Raw genomic sequence first — 17,105 nt, 5'->3', positions numbered from 1 at the left:
TTACCTCATGTTTTTCATTGCATTCATCATTGCTTTTCCTTTACCACCTTGCATCATCTTCATCATCTTGCTCATTTGATTAAATTGTTTTAGTAGCTGGTTAACTTCTTGGACAGATGTACCAGATCCTTTACCAATACGCTTTTTTCTGCTCGCATCAATTATTGAGGGATTGGTACGCTCTTTTGGTGTCATAGAGTGGATGATAGCTTCAATACCTTTAAACGCATCATCATCTATATCTATACCTTTCATCATTTTTCCAGCTCCAGGAATCATTCCAATAAGGTCTTTCATATTACCCATTTTCTTGATTTGCTGGATTTGCTTTAAGAAGTCATCAAAACCAAATTGGTTTTTAGCAATCTTCTTTTGTAATTTTCTTGCTTCTTCTTCATCAAACTGTTCTTGAGCACGTTCTACTAAAGACACCACGTCTCCCATCCCTAAAATACGGTCAGCCATACGAGAAGGATAGAAAATATCGATGGCTTCCATTTTCTCTCCTGTACCAATAAATTTAATTGGTTTATTAACTACAGATTTAATAGAAATTGCTGCACCACCACGTGTATCACCATCTAATTTGGTTAAGATAACACCATCAAAATTAAGCACATCATTAAAAGCTTTTGCAGTATTCACTGCATCTTGACCTGTCATAGAATCCACAACAAACAAGGTTTCTTGTGGTTGAATAGCTTTATGGATATTAGAAATCTCGGTCATCATAGCTTCATCAACTGCTAAACGACCAGCTGTATCTATAATCACTACATTATGTCCATTTTGCTTGGCATGAGCAATACCTGCTTGTGCGATGGCTACTGGGTCTGTATTTCCTTTATCACTATAAACCTCAACATTTATTTGATCTCCTACAACATGTAATTGATCAACTGCTGCTGGACGATACACATCACAAGCTACTAATAAAGGTTTTTTTGTTTTTTTGTTTTTTAAGAAGTTAGCTAATTTACCAGAAAACGTGGTTTTACCAGACCCTTGTAAACCAGACATCAAAATTACAGTTGGCGCACCAGACAGATTAATTCCTTCTGCATCACCACCCATTAATTCGGTTAATTCGTCCTTAACAATTTTAACCATTAATTGTCCAGGTTGTAACGTCGTTAATACGTTTTGACCAAGTGCTTTTTCTTTTACTCTATTGGTAAAGTCTTTAGCTATTTTAAAGTTAACATCGGCATCTAAAAGTGCTCTACGTACTTCTTTTAAGGTTTCGGCAACGTTTACTTCTGTAATACTACCGTGTCCTTTTAATACGTGTAACGCTTTATCTAACTTTTCGCTTAAATTATTAAACATGTTTATTTAGTGTTCAGTAGTCAGTAAGTAGTAACTAGTCTGACTCGTTGTTTATGATTGGCAAAAATAGGAATTTGATGCGTATTTACGAAGTTTAGCCTACAAATAATTCCATAAAAAAAGGCTGCTAAAATTAGCAACCTTTTAATATTAATTAATAATCAAACTTAACTAAAACTAAATTTTAATTGCAATCTTGCTCAATAACAAATATGGCATTATTATCGTTTGTAAATTGTAATCTATCTGAATCACATTCTACTACATCCCAATATCCAGATATTGCTTGAATGTTAGGACCATTTATATTTGCTAATTCTAACAAAATACTTCCTGATGCTGTAATTGATACATTCCAATAACCAGAGTAAGTTTGATTTGTTGTTGCGTTGGTTATCGATAAATCATTATTAGCGTTAAAGTCTAAATCAAAATGTATTAGACTATCACTTCCATCTAAGTTTACGGTATTCCATATACAATTTTGCAAATAAGTTTCTACGTCAGATTCTGTACATGACGACGAATTACCTGTACAATCTATATCTAAAACTACTTCATTATTACTATTACTTACATCATGCAAAATTAGTTGTTCTCCTGTACATTCAACTACTATATACGTTCCATTTAAAACCTGTACATTACCTCCAGAAATATTAGAAAATGTTACTTCTACTCCATTGGCACCTTGAGAAGTAGACCAATTCATGGTATATTCTTCATTTCCGTTTGGCATATAAATAACTGCATCTGTCAAGCTTGTAAAGTTTATATTAAACATACCAAAATCACTTCCTGCATAACTTGTAAATGTCCATTCGCAATTTTGTAATGTACCGTCAACATCTCCTTCCGTACAGGTTGACATTGAACAGTCCTCTAAAATTAATTCTATTTCTAAAATCTCAAATTGGCTAGGGTTATTTAAAACCTCTACTCTAACATATACGACTTGCGGATTTACAGTATTAGTAAAGGATGTCACGCTAGGAATAGGATTTATATTTGTCTCAGCGTCTGATAATGTCATATGGTAACTAACAACAACTGCACTATTGATTGTACAACCGTCAATATTACTTAATCCCTCATACAGATTAAAAACTTCAACACCATCATTATTTTCATCACACAATACTATTGCATTAGCTTCCAAACAACCTAAAGAACTTGAGTTAACATCACATACTTGTTCAATTTGCATTGTAGATTGTATGCTCATATTGTATAAATTAAACTCATCCAAATCATTACAGTTTTCTATAACCCAAGCACCATTTAAATCTTGCCAGTTGGTTCCAAAGTCTAATACAAACTCACCTACACTATTCTCACTTACAGCCCAAGTCCCATCGTGTAAAATATTGCCATTATAAGTTACTGTAAACTCATAATTAGCATTAAAATCTAAGTAGTAATCATTAAAATAATCTGTTGTATTGTAGCTTGTAATTTCCCATAAGCACTCCTTTAACGCTAATTCAATAGATTCTTCATTACAATCGTCATCATCATAATCGTAATCATCATCCTCATCACAATCATCTTCAGCGTCACTAATAGCTACTTCTAATTCTTGATTGCTATTTACTTCAATAGTTTCGCCATTAGCCAAAACTAAGGTTACTGGAAAGTTAAGACTTGCTAAAACAGGTCCATTTAAAGATTGTAAAAAGTTGTACAAGGCTTCATCGTTATTAATAGTTATGGTTTCAATAACTTGAAAATCTGTATTGTAAATTGAGAAACTTATAGGATACTGAAAGTCGATACACTCGATATCATCATCGTATTCATTTTCGCCATTACAATTTTCTATTTGAGCTTCTAATTCTGCTTGATTGTTAATGACTAGTTCTGTATAATCGTTTAAAATTACAGTAATAGGAAACGTGATTTCTACTTCATCTTCATCATTTGTAAAAGCATCTAAGAGTGCTTCTAATGCATTATAATCTGTATAACTTTCTATGGTAATAGTAACTCCATTTGCAGTAACTGTTACAGGTAATACAACTTCTAAGCAATTGGCATAATCAATAATGTTATCGGTCGAGCCATCATTTAAAGCAGTTCTGGTCATTAAATTGGCAGTTAGCGAATTGCTATCAATAATATCGTCTTGTTGTGGATTTGCAATGTTGGTCTCTTCGTTTTGACAAGACATTAAAACAGTTAATACGCTTAGGGACAAAAAAAGGAATTTCTTAATAGTCATAACTATTTGGTTTTGAGTTTGGGTTGTTTAATGAAGACGAAAAATCTTTTTCATAGCTATTTTTTAGTCTTCATTAATAAAACATCTCTTTTTAAAAAATTCCTACCCTATATTCAAAAAAAATATTTCTATTTTGCAATACATTAAAACATGTATGGCTCAATCGTTACACGATAATATTTGTGATAAAATAAAATTTGAAGCGTTTTTTAAGCGACACGCCAAAAACCTTCATGACTTTTTGTATTATAAGTTTGGAGATAGGTTAAATCCAGAAGACAAAGCGCAAGAAGCCTTTATTAAACTTTGGGAAAACTGTAAAAAAGTGAGTCCTGATAAAGCCAAAAGTTATGTATTTACTATTGCTAATAATTTAATGTTAAATGAAGCTGCGCATCAAAAAGTAGTACTAAAACATCAAAAACTAAAACGCACTAATCAGACCAATGAGTCTCCGGAATTTTTAATGCAGGAAGACGAGTATCGTAAAAAATTAGAACAGGCAATTGCTAATTTAACAGAAGCACAACGTATTGCTTTTTTAATGAATCGTGTAGAAGGAAAACGCTTTAAAGAGATTGCACAGTTATTAGACATTAGCACTAAAGCGGTAGAAAAACGAATTTATGGTGCTTTAAAAAAATTAAGAGAAGAAATAGAAGGTATATAGGTAGGAAATATTTAAACCTAACTGTTATATATCTGAATTACATACTAATGAATAAAGAAGAATTAATATTAAAATGGTTGGATAATGACCTGAGTCCGCAAGAACTTGAAGCTTTTAAAGCGCTTGAAGATTATGAGGCTTTGGTTAAATTATCAGACTATAGCCAAGGTTTTAAAGCACCAGAGTATAATACTGATGACGCTTTACAAACCGTTTTATCCAAAATTGAAGCTAAAAAATCCACAAAAATTAATTGGATAAAACCTCTATTAAAAGTGGCAGCTATTTTAGCTATTTGTTTTGGGACTTACTATTATACAACTACTTTAGATACTACTTTTGCTACTCAATTTGCTGAAAAAACTCAGGTAGAATTACCAGATGACTCCCAAGTTAATTTAAACGCATTATCAAAAATTAGTTTTAATAAAAACGATTGGAACACCACTAATCGTTCTATAAATCTAACAGGTGAAGCCTTTTTTAAAGTCACACAAGGCAGTACTTTTAAGGTCGTGACAGATGCTGGTATAGTCACTGTTGTTGGTACAGAATTTAATATAAAACAACGTCCAAATTATTTTGAAGTAAATTGCTTTGAAGGCGAAGTGCAGATTAACTATAACACTGGAAAAACTAATTTAAAGACTGGTGATTCTTTTGTTATTATTGATGGACAAATAATAGAAACACAACCCTCTAAAAACACACAACCAGACTGGTTAAATAACGTAAGTAGTTTTATTAGCGTACCTTTAAGCGAAGTATTAGCAGAATTTGAAAGACAATACAATGTAAAAATTGAAGTTAATACTATACAAACTAGTACATTGTTTTCGGGAAAATTTACGCACAACGATATCAATATTGCGCTTAAATCTATAACCGAACCATTACAATTACAGTTTAAAAAAACTAATAACACTATTATTTTAACGCGTGAGTAAATCGTTAAAAATCGCTCTATTTTTAATTGTATTTTTAAGTAGCTTCTCTACGTATGCCCAAAATAAAACTTTACCACTTCTTGATGCGCTTTCTATAGTAGAACAACAATTTAAAGTGAGTTTTTCTTATGCAGACCAAACTATAAAAGGAGTTATGGTTGAGCTTGATACTAAAGACGATTTAGATACTATCTTGACAAAATTTGAAACGCAGACCACTTTAAAATTCAACATATTAGACTCACACTTTATAACAATTTCTAGTATTGCTAATAGTTTTTCTATTCAAAACCTAGATGAAGTTATTGTTTCCAACTATTTAACAACTGGAATTAGCAAAAATAAGTCTGGTAACATCACTATAAAACCTAAGCTATTCGGGATTTTACCAGGATTAATAGAACCTGACGTGTTACAAACCATTCAAGCACTTCCTGGAGTTTTGAGTGTTGACGAAACCGTGTCTAATATAAATGTTAGAGGTGGTACACATGACCAAAACCTAATCTTGTATGATGGTATAAAAATGTATCAATCTGGTCATTTTTTTGGGTTGATTTCTGCATTTAATCCGTATTTAACTAAAAATGTAGACATCATAAAAAACGGAACAAGCGCCAAATATGGAGATGGTGTGTCAAGTGTTGTCGACATGCAATTGTCTGATGATACTAACGACGCATTTAGTGCTGGACTTGGTTTAAACATGATTACAGCAGATGGCTTTGCAGTTATTCCGTTGGCAAAACACACACAATTACAGTTAGCAACACGACGATCTATAACTGATGTATTAAATACACCAACTTACAATCAATATTTCAATCGTGTGTTTCAAGATTCAGATGTGACAGACAATCAAGTGTCTACGTCTAATAATCAAACGTTTCGATTTAGTGATATTTCATTAAAATTATTGCACGATATTGGTCAAAAAGATAAATTACGTTTTACATTATTTAATGTGTTTAACCAGTTAGATTATAACAAAAACAATAACCAATCTACAGATACGCAGAATAAAACCAATCAATTAAAACAACAAAATCGTGCTTCTGGTTTACACTATCAACGACTATGGAATTCTAAATTCAGGACATCAGCACAAGCGTATTATTCTAACTACGACTTAAAATCTTCAGAATTTGATATTGCTAACAACCAACGTTTGATACAAGAAAATAAGGTCATTAATAATGGATTAAAAATTGACGCAGACTATAATTTAAACACAGCATTATCTTTATTTGGAGGTGTTCAGTTTGACGAAGTCGGTATTAGTAATTTAGAAGAGGTTAACTCGCCTTTTTTTAAACGAGATATCAAACGCGTGCTTCGTACTTATAGCGCTTACGCGGAAACAGTGTTTAACTCTAAAAATAAAAACACGTTAATTAAAATAGGGTTACGACATAATTATTTCAGAAAATTTAATATTTCTACAACAGAACCTAGAGTATATGTAAGTCAGCGTTTTCTAGAGCATTTTAGAGCAGAATTTTCTGCTGAATATAAAAGTCAAAGTACCTCACAACTTATAGATTTACAAAACGATTTTTTAGGTGTAGAAACCCGAAGATGGGTTTTAGCCAATAAAAATACCATCCCAATTATTAAAAGTAAACAAGCCAGTTTAGGATTAAGTTACAATAAAAATAAATTACTGATTAGCGCAGAAGCCTATGTTAAACAAGTAGATGGTATAATTAGTAGAAGTCAAGGTTTCCAAAACCAGTATCAGTTTTTAAATGCTATTGGTAGTTATAACATTAAAGGGATTGATGTGCTTATTAACAAACAACTTGATGCCTTTAGCTCTTGGTTAAGTTACAGTTATAGTAGTAATAACTACACGTTTAATGCTTTAAATAACGGAAATCCATTTCCTAATAATTTTGATGTGCAACATCAAATTAATTATGGTAGTACTTACCAATGGAGGCAGTTAAAACTGGCTTTAGGTATTAATTGGCACTCTGGAAGACCATTTACAAAACCTAATACTAACAACCCAATAACTGGTAATACCATAAATTATCAAGCACCTAACAGTAGCCGATTAGCAGATTATTTAAGAACAGACGTGTCTGCAACGTACCAATTTAAATTAGGAAACTACAAAGCAGTAGCTGGAGTCTCTATTTGGAATATTTTAGATCAAAAAAATAGTTTAAACACCTACTACATCAATAACAACGGTCAAGTTAATAAAGTAGAAAACGTATCGTTGGGACTAACACCAAATGTTAGTTTTAGGGTTAAGTTTTAGATATTTAGCAAGTTTGATTTTGTTATTTTTTTCAACTAACTTCGTTGAACGACTGATAAAAAACACTTGTTCTGAGCTTGTCGAAGTATTAAAACATTTTTATATCATATAAGTTGTAAGCAATACCAGAAAATGAATAACACAAATAAACTTCATATTTTAATTATTGGAATTTTAGTCTTGACTCAATCTTGTAAAAGTCTGAAAAACGCAACGAATGAATCCAAAACTGCTGAAATAACTCTTTATCAAAACGGGAATGAAAAAATCATCCCAAAAGGAACTAGTTCGATTGCGATAAATAAAGATCAATTCTCATTAAGATTTTATAACAAAAAGTATAATTCAGTAACTGAAAAATATTATGCTACACAGATTGGAGCTTTTATTGACCCAAACGACTTGGAGAAAATTAAAGTCGGAATGAAAACTCAAGATTTACCTTGTTTTGAACTTGGTTCTGGAATGGCACCTGACACTAGTGGAAAATATGAAAGTTTGATTTTTAATAATAGCGGACATCATTACTTGAATTATGAAAACTCTGATAGTAAAAGACTGAACTTATTAAAAACTGAAAAAGAATACCGAAAATTAGAATTTGAAATTAATCGATTGTATCTAAATAATAAAGATGTTTCAATGAGAGAAACTGAATTATCTACTTTTTATCTAGCAATTTTAATTGACGAAAATTTAAATGGAATAATTGAAAAAGGCGAATTAACCAAATTGACTGTTGATATTAAGTAAAGCATACAACACCGTAAATAATTTATTGCTAGTTCTAGTCTACTTACGAAAATCCTCTCGGATTTTCTATTCGGTTTTTATTTGCTAACTTTAGTGTTTAAACCATATACAAACACGTTCAACGAAATCATAAAAAAAACACCTATTTAATTTCTAAAATAGGTGTTTTTTTCGATATATAAGATTCCTTTTTTCAAAGGAATTTAATTAATCCCTAATTAAAGGCATTGTGCTACAACGCAGCAATCCTTCTTGTTTAGCGATTTCGGCATAAGGGACTTCTTCGACTGTAAATCCATTGTTACGCAACCACGAATTTAATCGTGTAAAGTTTTTTTCGGAAATAATCACATTTTCAGAAATACTAAATATGTTACTATTCATATTAAACATTTCTTCTTTTGTGATAATAAAACAATTGTCTTCACCAAAATAATTTAGTAACCACTCATACTCAGATTGGTCTCTAAAACCTTCTTTGTGTAATATAGCTTTATTGGTTCCAATAGGTTGAAAACAACAGTCTAAATGCAACGCATTATCATAAGGATTGGTTTGTGACTTATTAAGATCAAAACTCTTTACTTTTTTATGCGGAAAGGTTTTTTTAATAAAATCGACACCTTCTTGATTGGTTCTAGCTACAATATAATCTGCATAGTCGTCTCCTCTATATGTACCTATAAAAATATAATCGTTCCAAAGCATCACGTCTCCGCCTTCTATATGTACTTCTTCTGGAGGACGAATTACTTTCTCTGGATTAATTTTATCTATGACATATTGTATGGCTTCTAGCTCGTTTTCACGATCGGGTAAAATATTGGCTTTTACTAATACATCGTCAATAACAAAAGCAATATCACGTGCAAAAATCTGATTACAATCTTTAATCAATTCTGGTCTGTACACTGTGACATCATACTTTTTAAAAACAGCAGCTACTGCTTCTATTTCTTTAACCATATCAGCTTCAACAGGATAAGTACCTGCTTTAATATGTAATGCCGATTTTGGGTCGTATGCCTCTTCTAATTTAGGTGTTGGACCATTGCTAACTGCAGTCCCTAAAACTACAGCTCTAAGCCTTGACGTTTCGTTTTTTACGTTTAATTGTAGCATAAAGTAAAGATATAAAAAAGCTTCATAATGACTTATGAAGCTTTATATAATAACTTGTCTTAAAATTTATCTTTCGTTAACAGATTTGAACGGTCTTAAATTTTCTCCAATATAAATTTGTCTTGGACGTCCAATAGGCTCTTTACGGTTACGCATTTCTTTCCATTGTGCAATCCAACCAGGTAAACGACCTAAAGCAAACATTACTGTAAACATTTCTACAGGAATACCCATTGCTCTATAAATAATTCCTGAATAGAAATCTACATTTGGATATAATTTACGGTCAACAAAATACGGATCGCTTAAAGCTTCTTCTGCTAATCCTTTAGCAATATCCAAAACTGGGTCTTCAATTCCTAAATCACCTAATACTTCGTCTGCAGCTTTTTTAATAATCTTAGCTCTTGGGTCGAAGTTTTTATAAACTCTGTGTCCAAAGCCCATTAAACGAAAAGAGTCCGATTTATCTTTAGCTTTGGCCATATATTTTTTAGTGTCTCCGCCATCTTCTTTAATGGCTTCTAACATTTCTAAAACAGCTTGGTTAGCACCACCATGTAATGGTCCCCAAAGTGCTGAGATACCAGAAGAAATAGAAGCAAATAATCCTGTGTGTGCAGAACCTACAATTCTTACAGTAGATGTTGAACAATTTTGCTCATGGTCTGCATGTAAAATTAATAATTTATCTAAAGCATTAACCAAAATTGGATTTTGTGTATACTCTTGATTAGGCTTTTTAAACATCATTTTAAGGATGTTTTCTACATAACCTAAATTGTCGTCTCCATAATCTAAAGGTAAACCGCTTTTCTTGCGCATAGTCCATGCAACCAATACTGGGAATTTACCCATTATTTTACAAACGCTTTTATACATTTCTTCTTCAGAATCGACGTCTACAGAAGATGGGTTAAAAGCTGTTAACGCACTAGTTAGTGATGACAACACACCCATTGGATGAGCTGACTTTGGAAAAGCGTCCAAAATTTTCTTAATATCATCGTCAACCACAGATTGTGCTTTTATATCATCTTCAAACTTTTGTAATTGGTCTTTAGTTGGTAATTCTCCAAAAATCAATAAAAAAGCAACTTCTAGGAAATCTGCTTTTTCAGCTAGCTCTTCAATAGAATATCCTCTGTATCTTAAAATTCCTTTTTCTCCATCTAAAAAAGTAATAGCACTCTCACAAGAACCCGTGTTTTTATATCCTGGATCAATAGTAGTTACTCCTCCAGTAACTGCTCTAAGAGATTTTATATCTATTCCAATTTCATTTTCAGTACCTACAATTAAAGGAAACTCGTGCTTTTGTCCATTAATTTCAAGCGTCGCTTTGTTTGACATATATATTGATTTATTTTATATTATTTTGGATTGTAAATTTACGAAAACTATAACGATTTAGAAAGCCTATTTATAATGGTTTTAACAATTTTGATATAGCTTAAATTTATAAACCTGAATAACGAAAAAAGTCTTTCAGTGAATCCTGAAAGACTTTAAAATTATAATTTAAAAAAAGAGTTATTTTTTCACTTTAAACGCCTTTTCTTTTGGGTAGTAAGCTACTTCTCCTAACTCTTCCTCAATGCGTAATAATTGGTTGTATTTAGCCATACGATCACTACGTGATGCAGATCCAGTTTTTATCTGTCCGCAATTTAATGCAACCGCTAAATCTGCTATCGTATTATCTTCTGTCTCTCCAGATCTATGTGACATTACAGAAGTATATCCTGCGTTATGAGCCATATTTACTGCTGCAATGGTTTCGGTTAACGTTCCAATTTGGTTAACTTTAATTAAAATTGAATTGGCAGTATCAGATGCAATACCTTTTGATAATCTTTCTACATTAGTTACAAATAAATCATCACCAACTAATTGTACTTTATCACCAATTTGCTCGGTTAAATATTTCCAACCTTCCCAATCGTTTTCATCCATACCATCTTCGATTGAAATAATAGGATATGTTCTTGATAATTCTGCTAAATAATCTGCTTGCTCTTTGCTTGATCTAACCTTTCCAGAATCGCCTTCAAATTTAGTATAGTCGTATTTTCCGTTTACATAAAATTCTGCTGCAGCACAATCTAAAGCAATCATAACATCATCACCTAAAGTATAACCTGCGTTATCCACAGCTTTTTTTATAGTATCCAATGCATCTTCTGTACCACCTTCTAAGTTTGGTGCAAAACCACCCTCATCACCTACAGCAGTACTTAAACTTCTATCGTGCAAAACTTTTTTAAGATTGTGGAAAATTTCGGTACCCATTTGTAATGCATGCGTAAAGTTATTTGCTTTTACTGGCATTACCATAAACTCTTGAAACGCTATTGGCGCATCACTATGTGATCCTCCGTTAATGATATTCATCATTGGAACAGGTAACGTATTAGCTGAAACACCTCCAACATATCTATATAATGGCATTCCTAATTCTGCAGCTGCAGCTTTAGCTACTGCTAAAGACACACCTAATATAGCATTGGCTCCAAGTTTAGATTTATTTGGTGTTCCGTCAATGTTACACATTAAGGTATCAATATAATTTTGTTCAAAAACATTAACACCTAACAACTCTTCTGCTAATATAGAATTAACATTCTCTACCGCTTTCATCACTCCTTTTCCCATGTATGTATCTCCACCATCACGTAGCTCTACTGCTTCATGCTCTCCAGTTGAAGCACCAGAAGGCACTGCAGCTCTACCAACATAACCATTTTCTGTTTCTACATCTACTTCTACAGTTGGGTTTCCTCTTGAATCAAAAATTTGTCTTGCGTGAACATTAATTATAATACTCATATATGTGTGATTTTTAGTTTATTAATTTCAAATTTAAGGTTAAATTTTTAGCTATAGATAGGTTTTACAGAAGAAATACATAAATTTCTATCTATATCGTTTTAGTAAAAGAAAAAAGACAACAAAATTTAAGTTTTGTTGTCTTTTTTATATTAATTGGATTTAATATTATCAATAAATTGATCAAATAAATACGAAGAATCATGAGGTCCTGGACTAGCTTCCGGATGATACTGTACAGAAAACACGTTTTTAGATTTCATTTTTAAACCTGCAACTGTGTTATCATTTAAATGTACGTGGGTAATTTCTATATCTGGATGCGCTTCTGCTTCTTCTCTGTTTACTGCAAATCCGTGATTTTGTGAGGTGATTTCTCCTTTACCAGTTAATAAGTTTTTAACTGGATGATTAATTCCTCTATGTCCATTATGCATTTTATAAGTAGAAATACCATTAGCTAATGCAATGACTTGATGCCCTAAACATATTCCAAATAAAGGTAAATCTCTTTTAATCACTTCCTTTGCTAATGCTTGAGCCTCCACTAGAGGTTCTGGATCTCCAGGTCCATTAGACAAGAAATAACCATCTGGATTCCAAGCGCTTAATTCTTCAAAAGTAGCGTTATATGGAAATACTTTAACGTAAGCGTCTCTTTTAACTAGATTACGTAAAATGTTCTTTTTAATACCTATATCTAAAGCTGCTATTTTGATTGGTGCTTTTTCATCTCCAACGAAATAGGGATCTTTTGTAGAAACTTTTGATGCTAATTCCAAACCATTCATTGATGGAATATCTGCTAATTGTTTTTTTAAACCATTAATGTTATCAACCTCTGTAGATATTACTGCATTCATCACTCCATTATCACGAATGTAACTTACTAATGCTCTTGTATCGACATTAGATATAGCCAAAAGATTATTTTTATTTAAGAAATCTTCTAAAGATCCATTAGAATCTACTCTTGAATAATCGTAACTAAAATTTTTACAAATTAAACCTGCAATTTTTATTGAATCTGATTCAACCTCATTATCATTGACTCCGTAGTTACCGATGTGAGCATTGGTGGTTACCATAAGTTGTCCGTAATAAGATGGGTCTGTAAAGATTTCTTGATAACCAGTCATTCCTGTATTGAAACAAACTTCTCCAAATGCTGATCCTTCTTTACCCACTGCTTTTCCATGAAAAATAGTGCCATCTTCCAATAAGATTAATGCTTTTTTTAGTTTTTGGTATTTCATAGTTCTTTAAAAAGTTTCACAAAATTGCATAAAAAAAAGGATAATCTAAAATAGATTATCCTTTATATATTAAATGCTTATTAACATTTATTCTTCTTCGTTAGTTGCTACAGGTGGTGTCACTGCTTTAGTGCTTCCTCCTCTACGACTTCTACGCGTCGTTTTCTTAGGCTTTTTATCTGCATTGTAGATGTCGTTATAATCTACTAATTCGATCATTGCCATATCAGCGTTATCTCCTAAACGGTTTCCTAACTTAATAATTCTTGTGTATCCACCTGGACGATCACCTACTTTTGCTGCTACATCTCTAAATAATTCTGTAACCGCTTCTTTTTGACGTAGCTTAGAAAATACTAAACGACGATTGTGAGTGGTGTCACTTTTAGATTTAGTGATCATTGGTTCTACAAATTGCTTTAAAGCTTTTGCTTTTGCAACTGTAGTGTTAATACGTTTGTGCTCGATTAAAGAACAAGCCATGTTTGCTAACATTGCTTTTCTATGAGCTGTTTGTCTACCTAAGTGGTTTACTTTTTTTCCGTGTCTCATGACATTTGTTTTATCATCTTGCTACCTAACCACACTACCAGCGTGGGAGCAAAATATGATTAATTAATCTTTATCTAATTTGTATTTTGATAAATCCATCCCAAAGTTAAGACCTTTAACGTTTACTAGCTCTTCAAGCTCTGTTAAAGATTTTTTACCAAAATTACGGAACTTCATTAAATCGTTTTTATTAAAAGATACTAAGTCTCCTAAAGTATCTACTTCTGCAGCTTTTAAACAATTTAGAGCACGAACAGATAAGTCCATATCCACTAATTTAGTTTTAAGCAACTGACGCATGTGAAGTGACTCTTCATCATAAGTTTCAGTTTGTGCAATTTCATCAGCTTCTAAAGTGATACGCTCATCAGAGAATAACATGAAGTGGTGAATTAATGTTTTTGCAGCTTCTGTTAATGCATCTTGAGGATTGATAGAACCATCGGTTTGGATTTCGAAAACTAATTTTTCGTAATCTGTTTTTTGCTCTACACGGTAATTCTCTATGCTATACTTAACATTTTTTATTGGTGTGTAAATTGAATCTGTAAAAATAGTTCCTATTGGTGCTGAAGCTTTTTTGTTTTCTTCTGCTGGAACATATCCTCTACCTTTTTCAATAGTAATTTCCATGTTGATGTTTACTTTAGAATCAAGGTTACAAATCACTTGATCTGTATTTAATACTTGAAATCCTGAGATAAACTTCTGAAAATCTCCTGCTACAATTTTATCTTGACCTGAAATTGAGATAGAAACAGACTCGTTATCTACATCATCAATTTGACGCTTAAAACGTACTTGTTTTAAGTTTAAGATAATTTCTGTAACATCTTCTACAACACCTGCAATGGTTGAAAATTCGTGATCTACTCCTTCTATTCTTACCGATGTAATAGCAAATCCTTCTAAAGAAGATAATAAAACTCTTCTTAAAGCATTTCCTACTGTTAATCCATATCCTGGTTCTAGAGGTCTGAATTCGAATTTACCTTCGAAATCAGTAGAATCAATCATGATTACTTTATCCGGCTTTTGAAAATTAAATACTGCCATAGTTTTTCTTCGTTTTAATTGTTATTTAGTTGCGCGGTTTATAAGTTTGAAGAAGTACAAATAAACCCTTTGGCTAAATACCAATGTTATTAATTTATTATTTAGAGTATAATTCGACGATGAATTGCTCATTAATGTTTTCTGGAATTTGGATTCTAGCTGGTACAGAAACATACGTTCCTTCTTTTTTCTCGCTATTCCATGTAATCCATTCGTATACGTTACTTGAGTTTGATAAAGATCTATCAATAGCTTCAAGTGACTTAGACTTTTCTCTTACTGCAACAACATCTCCAGCTTTAAGTTGGTATGATGGAATATTTACTAATTCTCCGTTAACAGTAATATGTCTGTGAGATACTAATTGTCTAGCTCCGCTTCTTGAAGGAGAAATTCCCATTCTATACACTACGTTGTCCAATCTAGACTCACATAATTGTAATAAAACTTCACCTGTAATTCCTGGAGCTGCAGTAGCTCTTTTGAACATGTTTCTGAATTGACGCTCTAATACACCGTAAGTATATTTTGCTTTTTGCTTTTCCATTAATTGGATTGCGTATTCAGATTTTTTTCCTCTACGTCTAGCGTTTCCGTGTTGACCTGGAGGGTAATTTCTTTTTTCGAAAGATTTGTCATCTCCGAATATAGCTTCGCCAAATTTACGAGCTATTTTAGTTTTAGGACCAGTATATCTTGCCATTTTAAATTGATTTAAGAGTGATTATGAATTAAGGTCTTAATCTTATCCTTCGATAATCGTTAATCTCTTGTTGATACTTGTTTTAAATTTCAGTTTGCAAATTTACACAAAAAATTAACATCATCTGTATAGCAGATGATATTAATTTTTATGCGTTGCTTTATTCAAAGCACGTTTAATAAAACGTGATTAAACTCTTCTTCTTTTTGGAGGACGACATCCATTGTGTGGTAATGGAGTAACATCTATAATTTCTGTTACTTCGATACCTGCATTATGGATAGAACGGATAGCAGATTCTCTACCATTTCCTGGACCTTTAACATACACTTTTACCTTTTTTAATCCAGCTTCTTTAGCTACTTCAGCTGCATCTTCTGCTGCTAACTGTGCTGCATAAGGTGTGTTTTTTTTAGATCCTCTAAATCCCATTTTTCCAGCAGATGACCATGAAATAACATCTCCTTTTTTATTGGTAAGAGAAATAATGATGTTGTTAAAAGATGCAGTGATATGCGCTTCTCCTACAGCATCAATAATAACTTTACGTTTTTTTGTACTTGTCTTTGCCATATTATTATTGTTCTTTGTTTTAGTTGATAGTCGTTAGAATCCTAAACCTTTTATAATTTCAAACAGATTCCTTCCAACGTCTAAATACTAAAGACCAAATTATTATTTAGTTGCTTTTTTCTTGTTAGCAACGGTTTTTCTTCTACCTTTTCTAGTTCTAGAGTTATTTTTAGTACGTTGACCTCTTAAAGGTAAACCAACTCTGTGACGAATACCTCTGTAACATCCAATATCCATTAATCGCTTAATGTTTAATTGAGTTTCAGAACGTAATTCACCTTCAATAGTATAAGTTCCAACAGCGTCACGGATTGCTCCAATTTGATCATCTGTCCAATCTTGTACTTTGATGCTTTCGTCAACCTTAGCTGCTGCTAAAATTTCTTTTGCTCTACTTCTACCTACTCCGTAGATATAAGTTAAAGAGATTACTCCTCTTTTTTGCTTTGGTATGTCTACACCTGCGATTCTTGCCATAATTACCCTTGTCTTTGTTTGAATCTAGGATTCTTTTTGTTAATGACGTAAAGTCTACCTTTTCTACGCACGATTTTACAATCTGCGCTTCTTTTTTTTACTGATGCTCTTACTTTCATCGTATTAGTATCTATAAGTTATACGAGCCTTAGTTAAATCATAAGGACTCATTTCTAATTTTACTTTATCTCCTGGTAATAATTTTATGTAATGCATACGCATTTTACCAGAGATATGTGCAGTCACGATATGACCATTTTCTAATTCTACACGAAACATAGCATTTGATAATGCTTCAATTATTGTTCCGTCTTGTTCTATTGCTGCTTGTTTTGCCATCGTTAAAAA

17 protein-coding genes are annotated in these 17,105 nt (G+C 32.2%); 4 read left to right on the top strand and 13 right to left on the bottom strand.

Annotated features, from left to right (window positions below):
* Complete coding sequence (ffh, locus tag Ollyesu_RS08465; RefSeq protein ID WP_279300789.1) at nt 1-1,329, bottom strand: signal recognition particle protein; 1,329 nt, start codon at nt 1,327-1,329, stop codon at nt 1-3.
* Between the two features lie 184 nt (nt 1,330-1,513).
* Complete coding sequence (locus tag Ollyesu_RS08460; protein ID WP_279300788.1) at nt 1,514-3,499, bottom strand: hypothetical protein; 1,986 nt, start codon at nt 3,497-3,499, stop codon at nt 1,514-1,516.
* Between the two features lie 205 nt (nt 3,500-3,704).
* Between Ollyesu_RS08460 and Ollyesu_RS08455 the strand changes: the two genes are divergently transcribed.
* The 4 genes from Ollyesu_RS08455 to Ollyesu_RS08440 all read left to right on the top strand — a co-directional run bounded on the left by Ollyesu_RS08455 (nt 3,705) and on the right by Ollyesu_RS08440 (nt 8,189).
* Nucleotides 3,705-4,220: a sigma-70 family RNA polymerase sigma factor gene (locus Ollyesu_RS08455; protein ID WP_279300787.1), complete on the top strand. Its 516-nt coding sequence runs from the start codon at nt 3,705-3,707 to the stop codon at nt 4,218-4,220.
* 47 nt (nt 4,221-4,267) lie between these two features.
* The gene (locus Ollyesu_RS08450) at nt 4,268-5,167 is read left to right on the top strand and encodes a FecR family protein (RefSeq protein ID WP_279300786.1); all 900 of its coding nucleotides are present in this window, start codon (nt 4,268-4,270) and stop codon (nt 5,165-5,167) included.
* Nucleotides 5,160-7,436 carry a TonB-dependent receptor gene (locus Ollyesu_RS08445; RefSeq protein WP_279300785.1) on the top strand — a complete coding sequence of 759 codons (2,277 nt, stop codon included), beginning with the start codon at nt 5,160-5,162 and terminating at the stop codon, nt 7,434-7,436. The genes Ollyesu_RS08450 and Ollyesu_RS08445 overlap by 8 nt, the downstream gene beginning before the upstream one ends.
* Nucleotides 7,437-7,568: 132 nt before the next feature.
* Complete coding sequence (locus Ollyesu_RS08440; RefSeq protein ID WP_279300784.1) at nt 7,569-8,189, top strand: hypothetical protein; 621 nt, start codon at nt 7,569-7,571, stop codon at nt 8,187-8,189.
* Nucleotides 8,190-8,396: 207 nt separating this feature from the next.
* Here Ollyesu_RS08440 and Ollyesu_RS08435 read toward each other — a convergent pair whose 3' ends face one another.
* The 11 genes from Ollyesu_RS08435 to infA all read right to left on the bottom strand — a co-directional run bounded on the left by Ollyesu_RS08435 (nt 8,397) and on the right by infA (nt 17,096).
* Nucleotides 8,397-9,311 carry an arginine deiminase family protein gene (locus Ollyesu_RS08435; protein ID WP_279300783.1) on the bottom strand — a complete coding sequence of 305 codons (915 nt, stop codon included), beginning with the start codon at nt 9,309-9,311 and terminating at the stop codon, nt 8,397-8,399.
* 66 nt (nt 9,312-9,377) lie between these two features.
* Entirely contained in the window at nt 9,378-10,664 is a 1,287-nt protein-coding gene (locus Ollyesu_RS08430; protein WP_279300782.1) for a citrate synthase, read from the bottom strand.
* Nucleotides 10,665-10,844: 180 nt separating this feature from the next.
* Nucleotides 10,845-12,140, bottom strand: coding sequence for a phosphopyruvate hydratase (gene eno / locus Ollyesu_RS08425; protein ID WP_279300781.1), 1,296 nt, complete (start codon nt 12,138-12,140; stop codon nt 10,845-10,847).
* Nucleotides 12,141-12,292: 152 nt separating this feature from the next.
* On the bottom strand, nt 12,293-13,396 hold the full coding sequence (gene carA, locus Ollyesu_RS08420) for a glutamine-hydrolyzing carbamoyl-phosphate synthase small subunit (protein WP_279300780.1): 1,104 nt from the start codon (nt 13,394-13,396) through the stop codon (nt 12,293-12,295).
* An 87-nt stretch (nt 13,397-13,483) separates the two neighbouring features.
* Complete coding sequence (gene rplQ, locus Ollyesu_RS08415; RefSeq protein WP_111659914.1) at nt 13,484-13,948, bottom strand: 50S ribosomal protein L17; 465 nt, start codon at nt 13,946-13,948, stop codon at nt 13,484-13,486.
* Between the two features lie 63 nt (nt 13,949-14,011).
* Nucleotides 14,012-15,004, bottom strand: a complete 993-nt coding sequence (locus Ollyesu_RS08410; protein ID WP_111659915.1) for a DNA-directed RNA polymerase subunit alpha — start codon at nt 15,002-15,004, stop codon at nt 14,012-14,014.
* A gap of 97 nt (nt 15,005-15,101) precedes the next feature.
* Complete coding sequence (gene rpsD / locus Ollyesu_RS08405) at nt 15,102-15,707, bottom strand: 30S ribosomal protein S4 (RefSeq protein WP_279300779.1); 606 nt, start codon at nt 15,705-15,707, stop codon at nt 15,102-15,104.
* A gap of 189 nt (nt 15,708-15,896) precedes the next feature.
* Complete coding sequence (gene rpsK / locus Ollyesu_RS08400) at nt 15,897-16,280, bottom strand: 30S ribosomal protein S11 (protein ID WP_111659917.1); 384 nt, start codon at nt 16,278-16,280, stop codon at nt 15,897-15,899.
* A gap of 102 nt (nt 16,281-16,382) precedes the next feature.
* The gene (gene rpsM / locus Ollyesu_RS08395; protein WP_111659918.1) at nt 16,383-16,757 is read right to left on the bottom strand and encodes a 30S ribosomal protein S13; all 375 of its coding nucleotides are present in this window, start codon (nt 16,755-16,757) and stop codon (nt 16,383-16,385) included.
* 2 nt (nt 16,758-16,759) lie between these two features.
* Nucleotides 16,760-16,876 carry a type B 50S ribosomal protein L36 gene (ykgO, locus tag Ollyesu_RS08390; protein ID WP_013305171.1) on the bottom strand — a complete coding sequence of 39 codons (117 nt, stop codon included), beginning with the start codon at nt 16,874-16,876 and terminating at the stop codon, nt 16,760-16,762.
* A 4-nt stretch (nt 16,877-16,880) separates the two neighbouring features.
* Nucleotides 16,881-17,096, bottom strand: coding sequence for a translation initiation factor IF-1 (infA, locus tag Ollyesu_RS08385; protein WP_007094967.1), 216 nt, complete (start codon nt 17,094-17,096; stop codon nt 16,881-16,883).
* Nucleotides 17,097-17,105: the final 9 nt, after the last annotated feature.

This window comes from Olleya sp. YS, assembly GCF_029760915.1.
Taxonomy (GTDB): domain Bacteria; phylum Bacteroidota; class Bacteroidia; order Flavobacteriales; family Flavobacteriaceae; genus Olleya.
The sequence above is the reverse complement of the archived record's forward strand: the minus strand, read 5'-3'. Positions and strand labels throughout refer to the sequence as shown.